Origin of the sequence: Mesorhizobium sp. M7D.F.Ca.US.004.01.2.1 (assembly GCF_003997785.1) — a bacterium.
Lineage (GTDB): Bacteria > Pseudomonadota > Alphaproteobacteria > Rhizobiales > Rhizobiaceae > Mesorhizobium > Mesorhizobium loti.
In genome coordinates this window covers 1-17,498 of the sequence record NZ_RZRQ01000027.1, presented here as the reverse complement: position 1 = coordinate 17,498, position 17,498 = coordinate 1, and the positions used below count along the sequence as shown (strand labels likewise).

Here is a 17,498-nt window from a genome sequence, read left to right as displayed (position 1 = left end):
CCGCTGTCCTCATCAAGCAAACACCTCGGCGGCGGCCAGCAGCGGCGCCTTCAGGTCCTTGTCAGAAAGCTGGAACCCGCCGGCCGATGACGGCCATTCGATACCGATGGCGGGATCGTCGAAGCGGATCGACCGGTCATGCGCCTGTGAATAGGTGTCGGTGACCTTATACAGGACCTCGGTGTCGGGCACGAGCGTCACGAAGCCGTGCGCGAAGCCCTTCGGCACCAGAATCTGGTTGCCCTTTTCGGCCGACACTTCGAGAGCGACCCATTTTCCAAAGGTTTTCGACCCGCGGCGAATGTCGACCGCAACGTCGAGAATGCTGCCACGGATGACGCGCAACAGCTTGTCCTGGGCCCGCGGCGCAAGCTGGTAGTGAAGCCCTCGCAACACACCCGCCGCCGCGGAATAGGAATGATTGTCCTGCACGAAAAGCAAGTCTATGCCGGCCTGCGCAAAGCGCTCGGCATTGTAGGTTTCCACGAAAAAACCGCGCGCGTCGCCATGTCGCTTCGGAATGATTTCCAGCACACCATCGATGCCAAGGAATCTAACGTCCAGCACCTAGCCCTCCAACAGATCGGCGACACGCCGGCGCAGATAGGCGGCGTATTCGTTCTTGCCCAGGCGAGCCGCGCGCTGCAGCACCTCATCAGCCGTCAGCCAGCCCTGTTCGAAGGCGATTTCTTCCGGACAGGCGACCTTGATGCCCTGGCGATGCTCGATGGTGCGCACGAAGGAAGAAGCGTCATTCAAGCTGTCATGGGTTCCGGTGTCGAGCCAGGCATAGCCGCGCCCCAACCGGTGCACGTGCAGTTGGCCACGCTCGAGATAGGCGTTGTTGACTGCCGTGATTTCAAGCTCGCCCCGCGCCGAAGGCCTGATAGTCGAAGCGATGTCGACGACATTGTTGTCATAAAAATACAGGCCCGTGACGGCCCAGTTCGATTTCGGGTTTTGCGGCTTTTCCTCGATCGTCAACGCGGTTCCGGTGGCCTTGTCGAAGGACACCACGCCATAGCGTTCGGGGTCCTCGACATGATAGGCAAATACCGAAGCGCCACTTTCACGCGATGCAGCAGCGCGGCAAAGCTGCGACAGCCCGTCGCCGAAATAGATGTTGTCGCCCAGGATCATCGACACGCTGTCCTTGCCGATAAAATCCCGACCGATGATGAAGGCTTCCGCAAGCCCGTTGGGTTGCGGTTGCTCGGCATAGGACAGGTCGAGCCCGAACTCCGATCCATCACCAAGCAGATCACGAAAAACCGGCAGGTCACGCGGCGTTGAAATGACCAGAATCTCGCGGATACCCGCGAGCATCAAAACGCTCAGGGGATAATAGATCATCGGCTTGTCGTATATCGGCAGAATCTGCTTAGAGATTGCTAATGTTAGCGGATAAAGACGCGTTCCACTGCCTCCAGCAAGGATAATTCCTTTCAAGAAGCTCTCCTTGACATGCCTAAGCCCCCCGGCCCGAGCTGTCCGTGCTTAGGTTCCATGCAATGGCTTGTCAATCTCGGGATTCGACAAACGACCGGACCACGTCCGGCGCCAATCCATGGCCAATTCCAGGCGACCCCACTGCTCTCATCTTGCCAAGGCCGACAGCCTGACGGGAACAAGCAGATGGTCATCATAGTGATGGGCCTCGGTCGAGCCGCCTCTTTGGCTCAACCGTTCAGCAAAACCTCTGTGAAAGATGATGGCATTCATAAACGCAAAGGTCATTGCAAGCGCTGCCGTTCGCAAGGGATAATCAACCAGGGAATGAACGAGAAGAAACAACACTGAGAGAAACGCCGCTTTCTGCAACGGATCCCGCCGCGCCCTAACGGACGACGCAAAAAGCAATATCAAGTAAGCTGCGACCAGAAAAACAACAGGAACGCCACCCTCCAGTGCCAATTCCAGATAATCGTTGTGAGCGTGATTCACGTAGGGCTTGAAGATCATCTCTCCCTTTTCGTAAATCTGATAGACCTTCGGAAAACTGCCGAAACCTACTCCTGTCGCCCAGTTCTCTTCAATTCCCGCAATCGTCGTACGGGCAAATTCGGCTCGCCCAAAGGCCGGATCAACCACCTCCGCATCGATCTTTGTCCACGCGCCTATCGTGTAGAGCGAAAGGCCGATGAAGACCGCAAGGATGCCGTAGCCACCTAGCCTGGAGCGAGCCGACAGAAAGACAACCGATATTATGGTGATCGCCAAGCCTATCAGAATACCGGCGCGCGAACCGGCGGCCAGAAGCAGCAGCAACAGCGATATCAGCCCGAGCGATCCGGACAGAAGGTGCCCGCGGAACAGACCGTAGTAGACGACGAAGGGAATGGAGACGAAGAGCAAAGCTGAAAAATGATTCTGGTTGGCAAACAGTCCCGCATTGATCGTGAACGGCAACAACCCTTCTATGGCAACCGTATCGGAGAGTGAATACTGGATCGCCGCGGCCAATCCGTTGCAGATGACACCCATGAAAAAGAAGGGCAGAAGGCCGTAGACCTGATCCGGGCGCAAGCGGGTGACGCCCAGGAAAAATGCCGCCGCCGCAGCGAAATACAACAGACACTCGATCGTGCGCCCCACGCCGACACTGACGAAGCGTAGCCGGGTTTCGCCCGCCAACCATGGGCTCGCGAGCAAAACTTCAGGCCGCAATCCGCTCAACAGGGCTGCAGGCAGCGGCACGATTTGAAAGCAGAACACAGCAAAGGCCAGAGCAAGCAACCACAGGACCGAACGGGGGATGCTCTGCCCCGTTGGCCTTGAAAAGACGGCCGCGGACGAAACAATCGCCGCAATCTCGATCAGCGTTTCGGTGTAGAGGCCACTCGCCGTGCCGCCGCCAATCAGCACCGACAGGAAAAGAACCGACCCAAGCAGATACTTTTCCCACTCCGTTGACCGGGTTGACCGCTCTCTCAAGATGAAACTCTTTCGATGCTCAGTTTGTGCATGACCAACGTGCCGACGTATCGAAATCGCCAACTCTCAGCGATGGCGGCTGTTTCCAGCCGCAACAATTGCATGGGACACGCGCTTGGTCCGATCGCAAAATCCAGGCTCAAATCCTGCCGGTTGAATGTGCCTTCGGGAATATTGAACCGGGCTATTTCGCTTGCCGGATCTGCGCATCTGATGGACCAGAACAACTGCTTTGGCAGCTTCAGGTTTCTCGCGGAGGCGATCAGGGAAATCCTGTAGGAGCCGGGAGGCAGTTCAACATATTGCTGGAGCGCGGCGTTCTTCACCGGCGTATTCAGAAATCGAACGGTCGCTCCGATGTCGCTTTCACCGATATCGCGCGACCCGGCAAAGGTAATTTCCAGACCGGACCGATCGTGAACCTGCCAATCGAATGGCTTGCCGCTGCGGACCGGCTCAAAGCCGCCATTGAAAATGTATCCGCCGAGCGTCCGCTCCTGATCGGACAGGCTGAAAAGGAACAGCCGATAGGCCGCCTCGTATTCCTTTTGCCTGATGTAGCCGTTGATCACGGCAGACAATTCCTTCGATGTCGGTGGTGAACCCGACCCGGCAAGATCGAGCAGCAGTTGGTTTGCCGCGCGCAGGCCCCGCGGATCCTGACCAAGGGCGGAGAAAAGACTGGCTCTCCACGGTGCCTCGATCCTTATGGCTGCCAGGACAGCCTGATATCCGTCCGGATTTGAAAGAATGGCTGGCATGCCCGCGGCTATGACTGGAAACCGGTCCGGCCACCGGCGCAACAAGGTGTCGATCTCGCCGACAGCCTTTGACAGATCGCCCACCTCGATCGAGCGGTCGATCGACCGCTGAAGCGCATGGATCTCAGTCTTGGACAGCTTTCGGGACTGATCGAAGAGTTCAAAAGCCTCGTCCTTCTCGCCTTGTCGATACTCGATCTCGCCGATCAGGCTGTAGAGCCGGGCGTCCGCGACATTGAAGCGAAGCGCGCCCCTCGCCTTGGCGGCCAAAACGTCGAGATCAGGACCGCTGCCTGTTTCGTTCAGCTCACCGGTAATTTCACCTATCAAGGCATCTATGTTCAACGGGTCGAGCGCAAGCGAGACGGCCGGCGTTTCGGTCTCAAGGAGCCGACTTAGCCCGATCGACGAAGCCGCCAACAGCAGAACGGAGGCGACGAACCAAACGCCTGAACGCCGGAGATTTCGCGTGAGCGGGCTGGCCTGCTCCGTCATCGACTTTGCCCTCAATTTTCGGGGTACTCGCGCCATAGTCGTAGTACTGGTGGTTCATGTATTTGTAGGCGTAGTTGTAGTCGAACTTGTTGACCGCAAATTTCGACATCGCCGCTCCGATCACATTCGCACCGGCTGCGCGCAGACGCTTGACCGCCGTCTTGGCTGATTTGCGCGTGACCTGGCTGGTGGAAACGACCATCAACGTGCCTTCGGCAAGCCGGCTGAGGATTGGTGCGTCGGAAAGACCGACGACCGGCGGGGCGTCGATGATAACCAGGTCGAAGCGTTTGCCGAGATTGGTCAAGATCAGCGCCATCTTCTGCGAAGACAGCAGGTCGGCCGGATTCGGCGGAATCGTTCCGGACGTCAGCACGGTGACATTGGCGTATTTCGTCGGCCTGAAAATGCCCGCCAGATCGTCCTTGCGAACGGTATTTGTCAGCAGGTTGCTCAATCCGATCGCATTGTCGAGGCCGAACAGCCGATGCAGGTTGGGTTTGCGAAGATCGCCGTCGACAAGCAGAACCCTTGCGCCGAGCGCCGCGAAATCCTGGCCAAGCTTGAACGAGGTGGTCGACTTGCCTTCCGACGGTTCCGAGCTGGTCACCAGCAGCGATCGCGGCGCGCCCTCCGCACCGGAGAACTGCAGCGATGTTCGCAGCGAACGATAGGCCTCGGAGAGTCCGGATTTCTGATCGGCGATGCTGGCTTCGCGGTCATCGACAAGCGGCAGGATGTCGAGCTCATCTAGAGAACATCGTGGCAGACAGGGCTGCTTGCTGTCATTCAGGGTGTTGCGGTGCAGGCAAATCCTTCATCGCCTGCAGCGTGCCGCCGCAGGGAACCGATCTTCAGAGCCATATCCAAAAATATACCCAAAAATACCCAAATGTGGGAGCCCCCTTTTAAGAATACGCTGGCGCATACCTACTCATCCTTCCAGACCACGCGCTTTTCCCACTTGATCTCAACCAAGCGCCGGAATCGGATGGTCTCAAGCTCCAGCCCCACCGGATGAAATAGCTCGGCGTTCATCGAATCCTTGCACCCACATTTTTCGCAGCGAACCTTGGTGCGCAATTGATCAATGGAGACGTTGCCGACAACCTCGCGAAGTTCCACCGGCTTGTAGAAGCGCTTGATATTGCAACGCCCGCATCGGATGCGCGCTACCTGCCCTGCGTTGTGGGCATGCATCAACGTCCACGGGACGCCCTTCGGCCACTTTTCTGGTTGCTCCGGCATCCTCCGAAATGAGGAACATATTCCTCTATCGTCAAGAGGCGTCTTGACTTTTGTTCTCATTTTGTTCACTATTGGCGGAACAGCCACAGGAGACAGGCATGGACATTATCATGCAGGCCCGGGGCGCAATGCCCGAGGAAAAACAGCGTGGCCTAGAGGCCGCAAGAGCCGTGCTATATCGGGCAGGAATAACTGCTGAAGAAGCGGCCGAGGGCGCGTTTGCCCTCGAAGGTTGGGATGACATGGGATTCCTCGAAGACCAGGAGCCTTCAGAAGCGGAATACGCTGCGGCCGATGTCTGGTACCAGGCCAACAATGCGGCGTTGCAGGCGTGCTGCAAAAGCTGGCCGGATGAAAAAAGGGTTCACGCGATTGGTCTTCAATTGCTTACGAATCCCGAAGAGCAACTTGCTGACCGCGACACTGCTTTGGCAAAACTCCGTGCCATTATCCAAGCGGAAGATGGTCGTAACGAATATAACGACGAACGCGTTTTCCTGCTGGCCCTTGCTGCTACTGCTGAAATGCTCAATGGAACTCTCGCGCAGGATCTCGTCACCGCGATAACGGTCGCTTATACGCCATTGTCGTACGCAGGCTTTACGCCAGATGAGCCGATCGAACCCAAGCGCCAAGCCGTCTTTGACGCCATCGACGCGCTTGGGGCGGCAACCGAGAAGCCGACGTCGCATTGATGACAAAACGTAGCCGAGCCACGCCGGCGCCATCGGTCATCGACCGTGATTGGCCGCATCAGGTCGCGCTGCCGGATGACATCTGCACCGATCGGAACTTCACCATGATCGCTAAGTTTTGCCAGGATCGAAGGCTTACATTCCAGACGCGGCACGTTCAGGCGATATGGACGAATGGCAAATACGAAAACTATCGGCTCCACTGCTTCAGTGACGACGCAGCAGCGAGGGCATTCCGTGACCACTTTGACGGCGTGACGTTCGAACCGAAGCGAGATCGGGAAAACGGAAACGTGAAGGGGGTCTGGCGCCGTACTGACGAGTACAAGCAGATGCTCGATCTCGGCCCGCTCAGCGTTCCCGAGATCCTGCGCAACTAGGGGCAAGGCATGTGCAATCTCTACAACATTACCACATCGCAAGAGGCCATTCGTCAATTTACAGGCGCTCTGCGTGACATTCTGGGCAACTTGGAGCCGTCGATAGACATCTATCCGAACAGACCCGGCCCGGTAATTCGTAACGCGCGAGACGGACAGCGCGAGGCAGCCAACCTTCTTTGGGGCATGCCGACTCCTGCCGAACGCGTGAAAGGTGCCGCCGACTACGGCACAACGAACATACGAAACCCGCAATACGGCCACTGGCAGCGGTATGTCGGCGTCGAGAACCGCTGCGTTGTACCTGTCACCAGCTTCGCGGAACCCTCCCCAACACCTGGCGACAAAGACCCCGAGACTGGCATTCAACGCAACTATTGGTTCGCGCTGAACGAGGACCGCCCGCTGTTCTTCTTCGCTGGACTGTGGACGCCATGGCATGGCGTGCGCAAAGTCAAGGATGGTCTTGGCGATTTTGAGCTGTACGGTTTCATGACGACTGCGCCTAACTCGTTGATCAAGCCAATTCATGAAAAGGCCATGCCGGTGATCTTGACGACGCCGGAGGAGATTGAGACCTGGTTGACCGAACCTTGGTCGGAGGCAAAGCGCTTGCAGCGCACCGCGCCGGACGATGCTCTTGTGATTGTCGACAAGCCGGCAACGCAGATCAAATTCCCTCAACAGGCACCGGCACAGGGCTCTTTGTTCTAAGCAGTGGAGTTGCCGCCATGGATCACATAATCACGCTGGATAGCCGTCAAGAGGCGGCATTGCAGGCAGTCGCCGAGAGGTTCGTTGCCTCGCACAAGGGCGATACGATGAAGGCGCTAAAGGAAATGATTGTGCTAAACGGCCGTCTTCAGGATCAGCTCGACGCGCTCAAGGCTCCGCCTCTTGGCAAGCGCTACGGATGAGCGACGAGCCCGCCAAACTTTCGGCAGGCCTGGGTATTGTCTCAGTTTGAAATTCCTTCGCATTAAACCCACTATGTGGGATAGTTCCGCATCAGCCGTGTTTGAGGGACGGCAAACGCCAATGCGACGCTACGGCGGTGTATTCGCGCCCGCTGATCTGGACTTGCTCCAGCGGGTGTTCGGCCAACTATGCATCGAGCGCCGGCTGGCCCAAAAAGACAGAGAGCAGAGGGAAGCCCTCGCTGGGGAAATCGTCATCGTTTTCCAGAACGGGATCACGGACGAAGCGGACCTATTGCTGGCGCTTTCTAAGCGCCGCAGAGCCTAGCTCGGAAGACGCCTGATGTAGGGACCCGCGCTGGCCTGGCTTAGATGCAACGGCGTCCATCTTCTCCCACAGATCATCCATCGACTAAAGCGTTGCTGACACGCCAGCGACCATTGCCGGTGAGGGTTTGAGCGTCTTGTGAATGCGAAGTGTCAAGCAGCTTTCTCATATCGAGTATCCATGCTTGCAGAATCATAGATGCAAGCATATGCTTGCACATCGACTTTGCAAGCATGGAGCATTTAACGTGACCGAGAAGGACCCGAAGAAGGCTGCCGCAGGCAGGGCTCGCGCAAATGCTCTTACCAAGGAACGCCGCAAGGAGATTGCTCAGATGGCAGCAGAGGCACGCTGGTCTGGCGATTTGCCGATGGCGGACTTTGAAGGCACATTCAATATTGGTCAGACCGAAATAGCTGCGGCAGTGCTACGGGATGAAACCCGCATTATTACGCAGGCTACCTTTCTAAGAGCGCTCGGAAGATCACGCTCGCCGAAAGCGGGAACTGGCGTTCTTTCAACCGTCGACGAAGTACCGTTCTTTTTGCAGTCAGACGTTCTAAAGCCATTCATTACCAGTGAGTTAGCCGCGTCGACCAAACCCATCTTTTACCGCACGAAGAAGGGCGGGAAGGGCGTGGGATACGATGCCAAATCGCTGAAGAGAGTGGCAGAAGTCTATCTGAAATTCCGCGATGCCAGCCTGCGAACTACCGGCAAGGTTCCGGCGCGGTACGAAACCATGATTTCCGCCGCTGATATGCTAATCCGTGCCTTGGCAGAGATCGGTATCGTCGCTTTGGTCGACGAAGCCACCGGCTTCCAGGAAGTAAGGCAACGGCACGCTCTTCAAGATATCTTAGACGCCTTTTTGCTTAAGGAACTTGCTGCTTGGGCCAAGCGCTTTCCTGACGACTTCTACAAGGAAATTTACCGCTTGCGTGGGTGGGAATGGCGAGGACGGAAGTTCAACCCGCCGCAGGCGGTCGCCGGTTATACGACTGACTTCGTATACGAGCGCCTCGCTCCCGGCATTCGTGAAGAACTGGAAAAGAGAATGCCTCGCGACGACGTCGGTAAGAGGAAGGGTAAGCTTCACCAACTCCTAACGGACGACATAGGGCATCCGGCATTGGCTCAGCATCTACACGCGGTCATAACACTAATGCGCGCGTCAAAGAGCTGGTCGCAATTTAAGCTTATGTTAGACACAGCGCTGCCAAAACGCGGCACGACGCTTCAACTGCCATTCGTCGACGATGAATGACCCCAACGCTTCTTTGCCGCCTTCCTAGCAATCTCGGCGCGGCGTTCTGGCGTCATGTTCTCGGCGCGCTTCTTCCCGTGCACTCAGCGCGCGCCATTCGGCTTTGCTCGGCAAAGCCAGCCGCCTCACTGGTATCGTCTTGGGCACCGGGAATACGGCGATCAATACTTTTGAACGATAGGGGCCGTTCTCCGTTATCCCCGCCCAAAATACGCCCGGTACCACTCGACAAACCGCGCGACGCCCTCGGTCACCGTCGTCGTCGGGCGGTAGCCGACGGCCTGCTCCAGCGCCGATGTGTCGGCAAAGGTATCGGGCACGTCGCCGGGCTGTAGCGGCAGCAGTTCGATGATGGCTTTCCTGCCCAGCGCCTTTTCCAGTGCCTCGACATAGGCGGTCAGCTTCACCGGGTTGTTGTTGCCGATGTTGAAGATGCGCCAGGGGGCGCTGCTTGTGGCCGGATCCGGGCGGCTGGAGTCCCAGGCGGCATTGCCCGTGGCCGGGCTGTCGCTGGCCCGCACAACGCCTTCGGTGATGTCCCCGACATAGGTGAAGTCGCGCGTGTGGTTGCCGTTGTTGAACAGCTTGATCGGCTCGCCGGCAAGAATGTTCTTGGTGAACAGGAACAGCGCCATGTCCGGGCGCCCCCAGGGGCCATACACGGTGAAGAAGCGAAGCCCGGTCGTCGGCAGCCCGAACAAATGGCTGTAGCTGTGCGCCATCAGTTCGTTGGCGCGCTTGGTCGCGGCGTAGAACTGCAGCGGATGGTCGGCCGGCCGGTGCTCGGAAAACGGCATGTCGGTGTTGGCGCCGTAGACACTCGAAGTGCTGGCATAGGTCAGGTGCGCGACGGCGCTGTTGCGGCAGGCCTCGAGCATGTTGGCATAGGCGATGATGTTGCTTTCGACATAGGCATGCGGATTTTCAAGGCTGTAGCGAACCCCGGCCTGGGCGGCGAGATGGATCACCCGGTCGAATGCGTGGCCGGCGAAGCAGCCTTCGACAACGCTTTTTTCAGCGAGATTGCCGCGGATGAAATGATAGCCGGTATTGGTCTTGCGGCTCACCTCTTCCAGCAGCCGCAGCCTCGCCTCCTTGATCCGCGGATCGTAGTAGTCGTTGACGTTGTCGATGCCGACAACCTCGTCGCCGCGCTCCAGCAGCCGTTTCGATACATGATAGCCTATGAAGCCGGCAGCGCCGGTGACCAGAACCTTCATCAGAAGCGCCCATCCGTAACATGCCTGGGGAACAGACCCTTGATGTAGTAGACCACACCTGGGTTCTCGCAAAGCTCCTCATTGCAATGTGAAGCATGAGCACGATTGTCCCGGCCGATCCCCGCAGTTCGGCCAAATGATCGGCCAAATGTTCCCGGCGACCACGGCTTTGTGCATGGGTCTCAACACGTTAGGCATGCCGAAACATCGGCCACCACGATCATCATCGGGATGGGCGATATCGCTGATGCATAATGCTGGCAGGAATGACAGATGCCCGTGGTGTGCGGAAGCCGGCAGGGTGCCGGAGCTCTTCGGGCAATATGGACGCCAACATACGGTGTTTGGCGGACACCACGCATCCGCCAGTCACTCCGTTCCAGCCAAGGCTTGATTGCTTCAAGCCGTTGGCCCTGCTCGCGTTTCAGCCGCGCTTCAGCAACGTCCAAACGGCCGGCACAAGGCTTGCCGCGAGCGCCACCTTGATCAGGTCGCCGACGATGAAGGGCACGACACCGAACTGCCACGACTTTTCCGGGCCGATCAAAAGCGCCAGCCAGGCAAAGCCCATCGCCATCATGACGACTTCGGCAACCAGCATGGCGTTGAAAAGCTTGATCGGATGGCGGTCCCAGCCGCGATCGGCAGCCCAGCCGACGATTGCCGCCATGACCACGAAGCCCGCGAGATAACCGCCCGTCGAGCCGAGCATGTAGGCAACGCCGAGCCCCTTTTCCGGGGTGCTCTGGAAGACGGGGAAGCCCATGGCGCCCTCCGCCATGTAAAGCAGCAGGGTGGCGACGCCGAGACGCATGCCGAAGGCGGCGGCGATCAGCAGCACGGCCAGCGTCTGCATCGAAATGTCGACCGGCCCAAGCATCACCTTGGTCTTGGCCGACAGGGTCAGCACCAGTGTTCCGGCGATCGCCAGGAAAAGCTGCGTTGCCAGCCGCGCCGCGCCACTTTGCGGCAGGGCCAGAGAAACAAGCGGACGCATCGTAGTTGCAATTGCCATGGTATTTCCCCAATCCGATTGCCGCTATCCGATGTTCGCGGCCTCACGTTCTCCTATATTGGCTTGCGTGTTATGCGGCAATCGGTTTTGCCGTTTCCTGAAACAAGGCACCGATGCATTCGCCATGGCACTCAAATTCGATACCGGCTTCGACCCCCTTTATGGCCAGGGGGTAAGCGTCGCGCCCGATATCCAGCGCATCACGGCCCGCAATCCGAGCCCCTTCACCTTTCACGGCACCAACAGCTACATCGTTGGCCGCGATACGCTGGCGGTGATCGATCCGGGGCCGGATGACGAGGCGCATCTGCAGACCCTGCTCGAGGTGATCGCGGGTCGGCCGGTCAGCCATATCTTCGTCAGCCACACGCACCGCGACCACTCCCCGCTGGCGGCCCGGCTGAAGCAGCGCACCGGCGCCCCGGTGCTGGCAGAGGGGCCGCACCGGCCGGCAAGGCCTTTGCATGTCGGCGAGACCAATGCACTCGACGCCAGCGCCGACATGGCTTTCGTCCCCGATATTGCGCTTTCAGACGGCGAGGTGGTCGACGGCGACGGCTGGTCGATCAGGACGGTTCTGACCCCGGGTCACACCGCCAATCACGCGGCCTTCGCGCTGGAAGGAACCGGCATCCTGTTTTCGGCCGATCATGTCATGGCCTGGGCAACCTCCATCGTCGCCCCGCCGGATGGAGCGATGGCCGACTATATGGCCTCGCTGGACCGGCTGATCGACCGCGGGGACCGCTTGCTGCTGCCCGGACATGGCGGGCCGGTGACGGCACCGCGCGCTTTCATGCGCGGGTTGAAGACGCACCGCAAGATGCGCGAGCGCGCCATCCTGCAGCGGGTCAGAGAAGGCGACCGGACGATTCCCGACATGGTCAAGGCGATCTACAGGGATACCGACCCGCGGCTGCATGGCGCCGCCGGATTGTCGGTGCTTGCCCATCTCGAGGACCTGGTGGCACGCGATCTGGTTGTGACCGACGCCGCACCGGCCATTGACGGCGTTTTCACGCCGGCCAGATAGGCCGCCCGAATAGACTGCCAGGTTCCAATGCCCTACTCGGCCGGAGCCGCGCCAACCTGACCGGCGACTTCCTGGTCCAGCTCCGCCAGGAAATCGGTGATGCGCGCGGCGTTGTCGCCGAGGTCGTAGCGGCCGTATCGCGAAGCTGATCGCATATCGACGATGACCGTATCGCCATCGTCCGTCACGCGGATCGCCACATCGGCGGGAAGGCCGAGCACAAAGCCCTTGGCGACGGCGGGAATGGTCACGTCGCTTTGCCCGGCGAGGTCGGGATAGGGTTCCGACAGATCCCAGTTGCGCCGGTCGAGGACGGTTTCGACGGCATTGACGACAGTCTCGAACGGCAGGTCGTAGCTGCGTGCGCTGACCAGCGGATAGCTGTCGGTCTGCAACCGCTGTTCGCCAGGCGTCGACGGCGCAAGCACGTTCATATCCTTCGTCCGGTCGCTCACGTCGAGCGCCGGCGGTTCGTCGAAATCCGTCGAGATATCCCTGAGCGGCGGATAGATTGTCGCCCAGTAGGCGGCGACGCCATAGGGTGCGAGCACCAGCAGCGCCAGCAGCGCGCCGACCGTCAGGTCGCGACCGCCGCGGTCGCCGAAGTTCCACAGCCGCGAAAAGGCAAACCCGGCAAACAACAGCGCCAGGGCCGCCAGCAGCGCGGCAATGCCCAGCACCCACAGGAAGACCGGTGTTTCGACGAGATCGAAGCGGTGGCCGACGAAGACCGTCAGCAGCAACACCAACGAAAAAGCGGCCGTGCGCCGCGACCATCCGGCCGCCTTCGACGTTTGCCGTTCGGGAATGCTAACCATCGTTTTCTGCGCTGCCCCAACCCGAACGGACACTTAGTGCCTTTTTGCGATGGCATGAAGCCGAAACATGCACCATCGCGTCAATCCGTCGGCAAGCGATAGTCCTTGAACTGCTGGCGCAAGGTGATCTTCTGGATCTTGCCGGTGGCGGTGTGCGGAATTTCGCCGACGAAGGCGACATCGTCCGGCATCCACCATTTGGCCACCTTGCCGTCCATGAACTCGAGAATATCAGCCTTGCTGGGTTCCTTGCCCGGCTTGCGGACGACGACCAGCAACGGCCGTTCGCCCCATTTCGAATGATGGACGCCGATGGCTGCCGCCTCGGCGACATCGGGATGGCCGACGGCCAGATTCTCGAGGTCGATGGTCGAAATCCATTCGCCGCCGGATTTGATGACGTCCTTGGCGCGATCGGTGATCTGCATATAGCCGCCGGCGTCGATGTGAGCGACGTCGCCGGTGTCGAACCAGCCGTCCTCGTCGAACTGTTCCGGGCCGGCGCCCCCATAATAGGCGCGGGCAACGGCCGGCCCGCGCACTTTCAGGCGGCCAAATGTTTTGCCATCCCAGGGCTGCGCGTTGTTGTCGTCGTCGGTGACCTTCATTTCGACGCCGAAGGGCGGGTAGCCCTGTTTCTGCTGCACATCGAGCCGGGCTTCCCCCTCAAGACCGGCATAGTCCGGCTTCAAGGTGCACAGCGTGCCGAGCGGCGACATTTCGGTCATGCCCCAGGCATGGATGACCTGGACATCGTAGTTCTGCTGGAACTTGGTCATGATCGCGCGCGGGCAGGACGAGCCGCCGATGACGACCTTGTTGAGATGGGGAAGCTTCTTGCCGGTCTCTTCCAGATGCTGCAGCAGCATCATCCAGACGGTAGGCACGGCGGCGCTGAAAGTCACCTTCTCGGTGTCGAGCAGTTCGTAGATCGAGGCGCCGTCCATCTTGCAGCCAGGCATGACCAGCTTGGCGCCGATCATCGGCCCGCTCTGGCCAAGGCCCCAGGCATTGGCGTGGAACATCGGCACCACCGGCAAGATCGTATCGCGTGACGACAAGCCCATGGCGTCGGGCATGGCGGCGATCATGGCGTGCAGCACGTTCGAACGGTGGCTGTAGACGACGCCCTTTGGATCGCCCGTGGTCCCCGACGTGTAGCACATACCGGCGGCGGTCCCTTCGTCGAAGGTCTTCCAGGCGAAGTCGCCATCCGCCTCATCAAGCCAGTCTTCATAGGCGACCACATTGGGCAATGTCGTCTGCGGCATGTGTGCCTTGTCGGTCAGGACGATGACCTGTTTCAGCGACTTGACGGCACCGGCTATCTTCTCGAGCAGCGGCAGAAAGGTCAGGTCGACGAAGACGGCCTTGTCCTCGGCATGGTTCATGATCCAGACGATCTGCTCGGGAAACAGCCGCGGATTGAGCGTATGGTAGATGGCGCCGATGCCCATGATGCCGTACCAGGCCTCGATGTGGCGCGCGGTGTTCCAGGCCAGCGTGGCGATGCGGTCGCCCAAGCCATAGCCGTCACGTTCCAGCCGCTGGGCGACCTTCAGGGCGCGGCGATGGATGTCCGCGTAGGTGGTGCGCACGATCGGCCCCTCGATCGAGCGCGACACGATCTCGCGCACGCCATGCTGCCGCTCGGCATTGTCGATGAGCTTGTGGCAAAGCAGCGGCCATTCCTGCATCAGTCCCAGCATTCGGTCCTCCCTCACGCTTTTGCGTTGTGCTTTTTGTGCCATTGTGGAGCGAACCGACGGATTGTCCAGCCGCCAGCACCGCCGAGGGCTGCATTGATCGAGATGACAGCGACAACCGCCACAATCCGGCCATCGTCAGCGTTAAGTTTCGTTAACGGGCAAAGGGGTGCGATTGGCGACTGAAAGAGGTTCGCATGGACGCGCAGCTCGACGACAAGGCTCTCGAGAGTACGCTTGCCGAAAGTCTGGCCGATCTGGTGCCGGATACCAAGACTGTTTCCGAAGATGAATTTGTTGAAGTTGTCGGCGGCGCGCTCGAAGCGGTCGGCGGCACGCTGCTGTTCAAGATGTGCGTGCAGAACCAGGGCGAAGGCCAGCATGTCGCTGCGGCATCCGTCGGCAATGGCGGCAATCGCCAGTTCCTGCTGCTCACCTTGCCGACCGGCGGCGGTTCCTTGAAAGTCGAGACCGTATCGAGAAGCAGCAATCCGGTCGCCGGTATCGCTGCTGCCTATGCCGGTCTCATGGACGTGTTCAAGGCCGCCGCCTGATCGCTTGCGGAAAGTAGTTCAAGGATCTTCGGAGGCGCGATCCGTCAGTTGCAGGGCCACAGCAGGCCTTGCGCAATGCGCTTGCGCGACACACTTAAAGTCGACGCAAGGAGACCCCCATGGATCAGATCGCCAATCCCGCCCCCGGTTTTCAACGCAATCCCGATAAGGTCATCACCATCGAGCCCTTTGCCGGCACGGTTATAGTGCGCGCTGGCGACGTGGTCATCGCTTCAACAGCGAAGGCCAAAGTGCTGAACGAGGCCCCCTATCCCGCGGCCTTCTACATTCCGTTCGCCGACATCGATTTCGGCAAGCTCGGCAGCACTGACCACTCGACCCATTGCCCCTACAAGGGTGATGCGAGCTATTGGAGCGTGCTGCCTGCCGGCGAGACCGGCCAGAACGCTATGTGGGCCTATGAACGGCCTTTCGACGAAATGACTGAAATCCGCAACCACGGCGCATTCTACGCCAGCAAGGTCACGATCGAAGCCACGCCTGACTGAGCAAAACCGCCTTCGTAACGGAAGCATGGTCTTTCCGGAGCCAGTATTTGCTCCGAGGTATGTCGAGATTCAGGTCAGGCCGCGCCGAGAATGGTGGGGGCCGAGAACCGGAACGGAGCGGACTTTTGGGTCCGTGAGTGCCGGAAGCGCAGGAAGCCGCCATTCGCAGGCCGGCATCACCTGAATATCGATATGCCTTAGTCGGTGGTGCCGTGATTGCCGACTCCGTCGGCATCGTCGAGCCGCACAAAGGTCAAGCCCTTGGCCTTGAGCGCCAGCAGCCCCTGCACCACGCCTTCGCCGGCCGCATGGGTCGGCTGGTTGATGTGCGAGATAATCACATCACCGTCCTTGGCCGCTGCAATGCGCCGCGCGGTTTCCTTGGCGCCAAGCAATGAGCCACCGTCGCCGTTTATCGAGAATCCCGCGATCTTGAAGCCAAGCTTGCGGATCATGGCGATTGCCGACGGGCTGTATTCGGCGGTCGCGCCACGAAACCATTTCGGCGCCGGCTCGCCGGTCCTGGCAAGAGCGGCGGCACCCGACTCGACCTCGGCCAGCACCGCGTCCGGGCTGCCGGCGCTGCGGATGCCGTAGATTTTCTGCGGCGTATCGACCGCCGGGATATGATGGCCGCCGTGATTTTCCAGTTCGAACAGATCGGGATGCGCCCGCATGATCTCGACAGCGGCGGCGTTTCGCTTCAGCCAGATGCCGGTCACGAAAATGGTGGCGGGGATCTTGTTGTCCACCAGCGCCGAAAGGATCCGGTTGTCGGTCTGTCCGCCGCAGGCATCGAGCGTAAGCGCAACGCGGCCGGCTCCGCTCGCCTCCGGCCTGATGTGCAGCGTCGGCTCGACGAGCGGCGCGGCATGGCCGGCGGATATCATCGCCAACGACATGGCGATCATGCAGAGATTTTTTTGCAGCAGGCGCATCAAACCGAATTCCTGACCGGTCATTTCAAGCAGGCATCCCAAGACCCGCATGAAGGCGGAAATCGGGATGCTGCATAGCAGAAAAGCGCCCGGCGCGACAATTTGACCGTTCGTGTGGCGAACAGGCCATTCCACGACGGCGATAGCGGTTCTGCGCGCGGCGCATGATCTCAGATGGCGCGCACCAGCTTCATTTCGGTGCGTGAAAGAACCTCGCGCACCGCGTCGACAACCGGCTTGACCTCCAGGCCCCAGACGCAGCAGGCCTTGCTGGGATCCGGTGCGCGGCAGAGGTCCTTGGCAACGCATACGCAAGGCAATGGCGGCTGGAGCGAGATGCTGGGCACGCCGACTGGCCCCCAGCGCGACGGATGCGTCAGACCGAACAGCCCGACAACCGGGGTCCCAGTGGCTGCGGCCATGTGCATCGGGCCGCTCTCATTGCCAAGAAATAGCCGGGCTTGCTTCAGCACCGCCAGCAGACTTTCGAGCGACAGGGCCCCCACGAGATTGACGACCGACGGCGCGGTCCTGGCGACGATGCGTTCGGCAATCTCCCGCTCGTCCGGGCCGCCCACCAGAACGACGTCCAGGCCGGTCTCGCTCGTAATCTCGACGATCGCCGCGGCAAACCGCTCCGGCTGCCAACGCCGCCCCTCGAAGCTTGCACCAGCATGCAC

The 17,498-nt window shown here is 59.8% G+C and carries 21 protein-coding genes; 9 read left to right on the top strand and 12 right to left on the bottom strand.

From position 1 onward, the window contains the following. Positions 1 to 12: 12 nt before the first annotated feature. The 6 genes from rfbC to EN993_RS07085 form a co-directional block, all read right to left on the bottom strand. The gene (rfbC, locus tag EN993_RS07110; RefSeq protein ID WP_127262770.1) at positions 13 to 567 is read right to left on the bottom strand and encodes a dTDP-4-dehydrorhamnose 3,5-epimerase; all 555 of its coding nucleotides are present in this window, start codon (positions 565 to 567) and stop codon (positions 13 to 15) included. Then, complete coding sequence (rfbA, locus tag EN993_RS07105) at positions 568 to 1,449, bottom strand: glucose-1-phosphate thymidylyltransferase RfbA (RefSeq protein WP_127262769.1); 882 nt, start codon at positions 1,447 to 1,449, stop codon at positions 568 to 570. A 147-nt stretch (positions 1,450 to 1,596) separates the two neighbouring features. Further along, positions 1,597 to 2,934 (bottom strand): O-antigen ligase family protein, encoded by a 1,338-nt coding sequence (locus EN993_RS07100; protein WP_127262768.1) that lies wholly within the window; start codon positions 2,932 to 2,934, stop codon positions 1,597 to 1,599. Then, complete coding sequence (locus tag EN993_RS07095) at positions 2,931 to 4,190, bottom strand: hypothetical protein (RefSeq protein WP_127262767.1); 1,260 nt, start codon at positions 4,188 to 4,190, stop codon at positions 2,931 to 2,933. The genes EN993_RS07100 and EN993_RS07095 overlap by 4 nt, the downstream gene beginning before the upstream one ends. Continuing rightward, entirely contained in the window at positions 4,078 to 4,896 is an 819-nt protein-coding gene (locus EN993_RS07090) for a CpsD/CapB family tyrosine-protein kinase (RefSeq protein WP_281040564.1), read from the bottom strand. Before EN993_RS07090 ends, EN993_RS07095 begins: the two co-directional genes overlap by 113 nt. A 224-nt stretch (positions 4,897 to 5,120) precedes the next feature. Continuing rightward, positions 5,121 to 5,390, bottom strand: coding sequence for a hypothetical protein (locus tag EN993_RS07085; protein WP_127262766.1), 270 nt, complete (start codon positions 5,388 to 5,390; stop codon positions 5,121 to 5,123). 146 nt (positions 5,391 to 5,536) lie between these two features. Between EN993_RS07085 and EN993_RS07080 the strand changes: the two genes are divergently transcribed. From EN993_RS07080 to EN993_RS07055, 6 genes are all read left to right on the top strand, one after another. Further along, positions 5,537 to 6,133, top strand: a complete 597-nt coding sequence (locus EN993_RS07080; RefSeq protein WP_127262765.1) for a hypothetical protein — start codon at positions 5,537 to 5,539, stop codon at positions 6,131 to 6,133. Continuing rightward, positions 6,133 to 6,513 carry a hypothetical protein gene (locus tag EN993_RS07075; RefSeq protein ID WP_127262764.1) on the top strand — a complete coding sequence of 127 codons (381 nt, stop codon included), beginning with the start codon at positions 6,133 to 6,135 and terminating at the stop codon, positions 6,511 to 6,513. Before EN993_RS07080 ends, EN993_RS07075 begins: the two co-directional genes overlap by 1 nt. Positions 6,514 to 6,522: 9 nt before the next feature. Then, entirely contained in the window at positions 6,523 to 7,227 is a 705-nt protein-coding gene (locus EN993_RS07070; protein WP_127262763.1) for an SOS response-associated peptidase, read from the top strand. Positions 7,228 to 7,244: 17 nt separating this feature from the next. After that, entirely contained in the window at positions 7,245 to 7,430 is a 186-nt protein-coding gene (locus tag EN993_RS36960; RefSeq protein ID WP_164757566.1) for a hypothetical protein, read from the top strand. A 121-nt stretch (positions 7,431 to 7,551) separates the two neighbouring features. Further along, the gene (locus tag EN993_RS07060; protein ID WP_127262762.1) at positions 7,552 to 7,758 is read left to right on the top strand and encodes a hypothetical protein; all 207 of its coding nucleotides are present in this window, start codon (positions 7,552 to 7,554) and stop codon (positions 7,756 to 7,758) included. Positions 7,759 to 8,005: 247 nt separating this feature from the next. Continuing rightward, on the top strand, positions 8,006 to 9,025 hold the full coding sequence (locus EN993_RS07055) for a P63C domain-containing protein (protein ID WP_206532352.1): 1,020 nt from the start codon (positions 8,006 to 8,008) through the stop codon (positions 9,023 to 9,025). Positions 9,026 to 9,219: 194 nt separating this feature from the next. On the opposite strand, the gene EN993_RS07050 is transcribed toward EN993_RS07055, so the two are convergent. Both EN993_RS07050 and EN993_RS07045 read right to left on the bottom strand, forming a co-directional pair. Continuing rightward, the gene (locus EN993_RS07050) at positions 9,220 to 10,245 is read right to left on the bottom strand and encodes an NAD-dependent epimerase (RefSeq protein WP_127262761.1); all 1,026 of its coding nucleotides are present in this window, start codon (positions 10,243 to 10,245) and stop codon (positions 9,220 to 9,222) included. A gap of 424 nt (positions 10,246 to 10,669) precedes the next feature. Next, a complete protein-coding gene (locus EN993_RS07045) occupies positions 10,670 to 11,260 on the bottom strand; it encodes a biotin transporter BioY (protein ID WP_127262760.1) in 591 nt (196 codons plus the stop codon). A gap of 124 nt (positions 11,261 to 11,384) precedes the next feature. Here EN993_RS07045 and EN993_RS07040 point away from each other — a divergent pair, with 124 nt between their 5' ends. Beyond that, a complete protein-coding gene (locus EN993_RS07040) occupies positions 11,385 to 12,293 on the top strand; it encodes an MBL fold metallo-hydrolase (protein WP_127262759.1) in 909 nt (302 codons plus the stop codon). A 32-nt stretch (positions 12,294 to 12,325) separates the two neighbouring features. On the opposite strand, the gene EN993_RS07035 is transcribed toward EN993_RS07040, so the two are convergent. Together EN993_RS07035 and EN993_RS07030 are read right to left on the bottom strand one after the other, a co-directional pair. After that, positions 12,326 to 13,111 (bottom strand): DUF1499 domain-containing protein, encoded by a 786-nt coding sequence (locus EN993_RS07035; RefSeq protein WP_127262758.1) that lies wholly within the window; start codon positions 13,109 to 13,111, stop codon positions 12,326 to 12,328. An 80-nt stretch (positions 13,112 to 13,191) separates the two neighbouring features. After that, a complete protein-coding gene (locus EN993_RS07030; protein WP_127262757.1) occupies positions 13,192 to 14,820 on the bottom strand; it encodes a fatty-acid--CoA ligase in 1,629 nt (542 codons plus the stop codon). A gap of 194 nt (positions 14,821 to 15,014) precedes the next feature. Here EN993_RS07030 and EN993_RS07025 point away from each other — a divergent pair, with 194 nt between their 5' ends. Then, a complete protein-coding gene (locus EN993_RS07025; RefSeq protein ID WP_127262756.1) occupies positions 15,015 to 15,371 on the top strand; it encodes a hypothetical protein in 357 nt (118 codons plus the stop codon). Positions 15,372 to 15,490: 119 nt separating this feature from the next. Next, positions 15,491 to 15,880 carry a DUF427 domain-containing protein gene (locus EN993_RS07020; RefSeq protein WP_127262755.1) on the top strand — a complete coding sequence of 130 codons (390 nt, stop codon included), beginning with the start codon at positions 15,491 to 15,493 and terminating at the stop codon, positions 15,878 to 15,880. 197 nt (positions 15,881 to 16,077) lie between these two features. Here the strand turns inward: EN993_RS07020 and EN993_RS07015 are convergent, their stop codons facing one another. After that, the gene (locus EN993_RS07015) at positions 16,078 to 16,818 is read right to left on the bottom strand and encodes a polysaccharide deacetylase family protein (protein WP_109663299.1); all 741 of its coding nucleotides are present in this window, start codon (positions 16,816 to 16,818) and stop codon (positions 16,078 to 16,080) included. Between the two features lie 170 nt (positions 16,819 to 16,988). Beyond that, on the bottom strand, positions 16,989 to 17,498 hold a 510-nt coding region (locus EN993_RS07010; protein WP_164757567.1), incomplete at its 5' end, for a glycosyltransferase family 9 protein.

Excerpts from the sequence above, each read along its gene's own strand:
- EN993_RS07095 (WP_127262767.1), bottom strand. The coding sequence starts at position 4,190 with ATGACGGAGCAGGCCAGCCCGCTCACGCGAAATCTCCGGCGTTCAGGC.
- EN993_RS07085 (WP_127262766.1), bottom strand. The coding sequence starts at position 5,390 with ATGCATGCCCACAACGCAGGGCAGGTAGCGCGCATCCGATGCGGGCGT.
- EN993_RS07080 (WP_127262765.1), top strand. The coding sequence starts at position 5,537 with ATGGACATTATCATGCAGGCCCGGGGCGCAATGCCCGAGGAAAAACAG.
- EN993_RS07075 (WP_127262764.1), top strand. The coding sequence starts at position 6,133 with ATGACAAAACGTAGCCGAGCCACGCCGGCGCCATCGGTCATCGACCGT.
- EN993_RS07070 (WP_127262763.1), top strand. The coding sequence starts at position 6,523 with ATGTGCAATCTCTACAACATTACCACATCGCAAGAGGCCATTCGTCAA.
- EN993_RS36960 (WP_164757566.1), top strand. The coding sequence starts at position 7,245 with ATGGATCACATAATCACGCTGGATAGCCGTCAAGAGGCGGCATTGCAG.
- EN993_RS07060 (WP_127262762.1), top strand. The coding sequence starts at position 7,552 with ATGCGACGCTACGGCGGTGTATTCGCGCCCGCTGATCTGGACTTGCTC.
- EN993_RS07050 (WP_127262761.1), bottom strand. The coding sequence starts at position 10,245 with ATGAAGGTTCTGGTCACCGGCGCTGCCGGCTTCATAGGCTATCATGTA.
- EN993_RS07045 (WP_127262760.1), bottom strand. The coding sequence starts at position 11,260 with ATGGCAATTGCAACTACGATGCGTCCGCTTGTTTCTCTGGCCCTGCCG.
- EN993_RS07040 (WP_127262759.1), top strand. The coding sequence starts at position 11,385 with ATGGCACTCAAATTCGATACCGGCTTCGACCCCCTTTATGGCCAGGGG.
- EN993_RS07035 (WP_127262758.1), bottom strand. The coding sequence starts at position 13,111 with ATGGTTAGCATTCCCGAACGGCAAACGTCGAAGGCGGCCGGATGGTCG.
- EN993_RS07030 (WP_127262757.1), bottom strand. The coding sequence starts at position 14,820 with ATGCTGGGACTGATGCAGGAATGGCCGCTGCTTTGCCACAAGCTCATC.
- EN993_RS07025 (WP_127262756.1), top strand. The coding sequence starts at position 15,015 with ATGGACGCGCAGCTCGACGACAAGGCTCTCGAGAGTACGCTTGCCGAA.
- EN993_RS07020 (WP_127262755.1), top strand. The coding sequence starts at position 15,491 with ATGGATCAGATCGCCAATCCCGCCCCCGGTTTTCAACGCAATCCCGAT.
- EN993_RS07015 (WP_109663299.1), bottom strand. The coding sequence starts at position 16,818 with ATGCGCCTGCTGCAAAAAAATCTCTGCATGATCGCCATGTCGTTGGCG.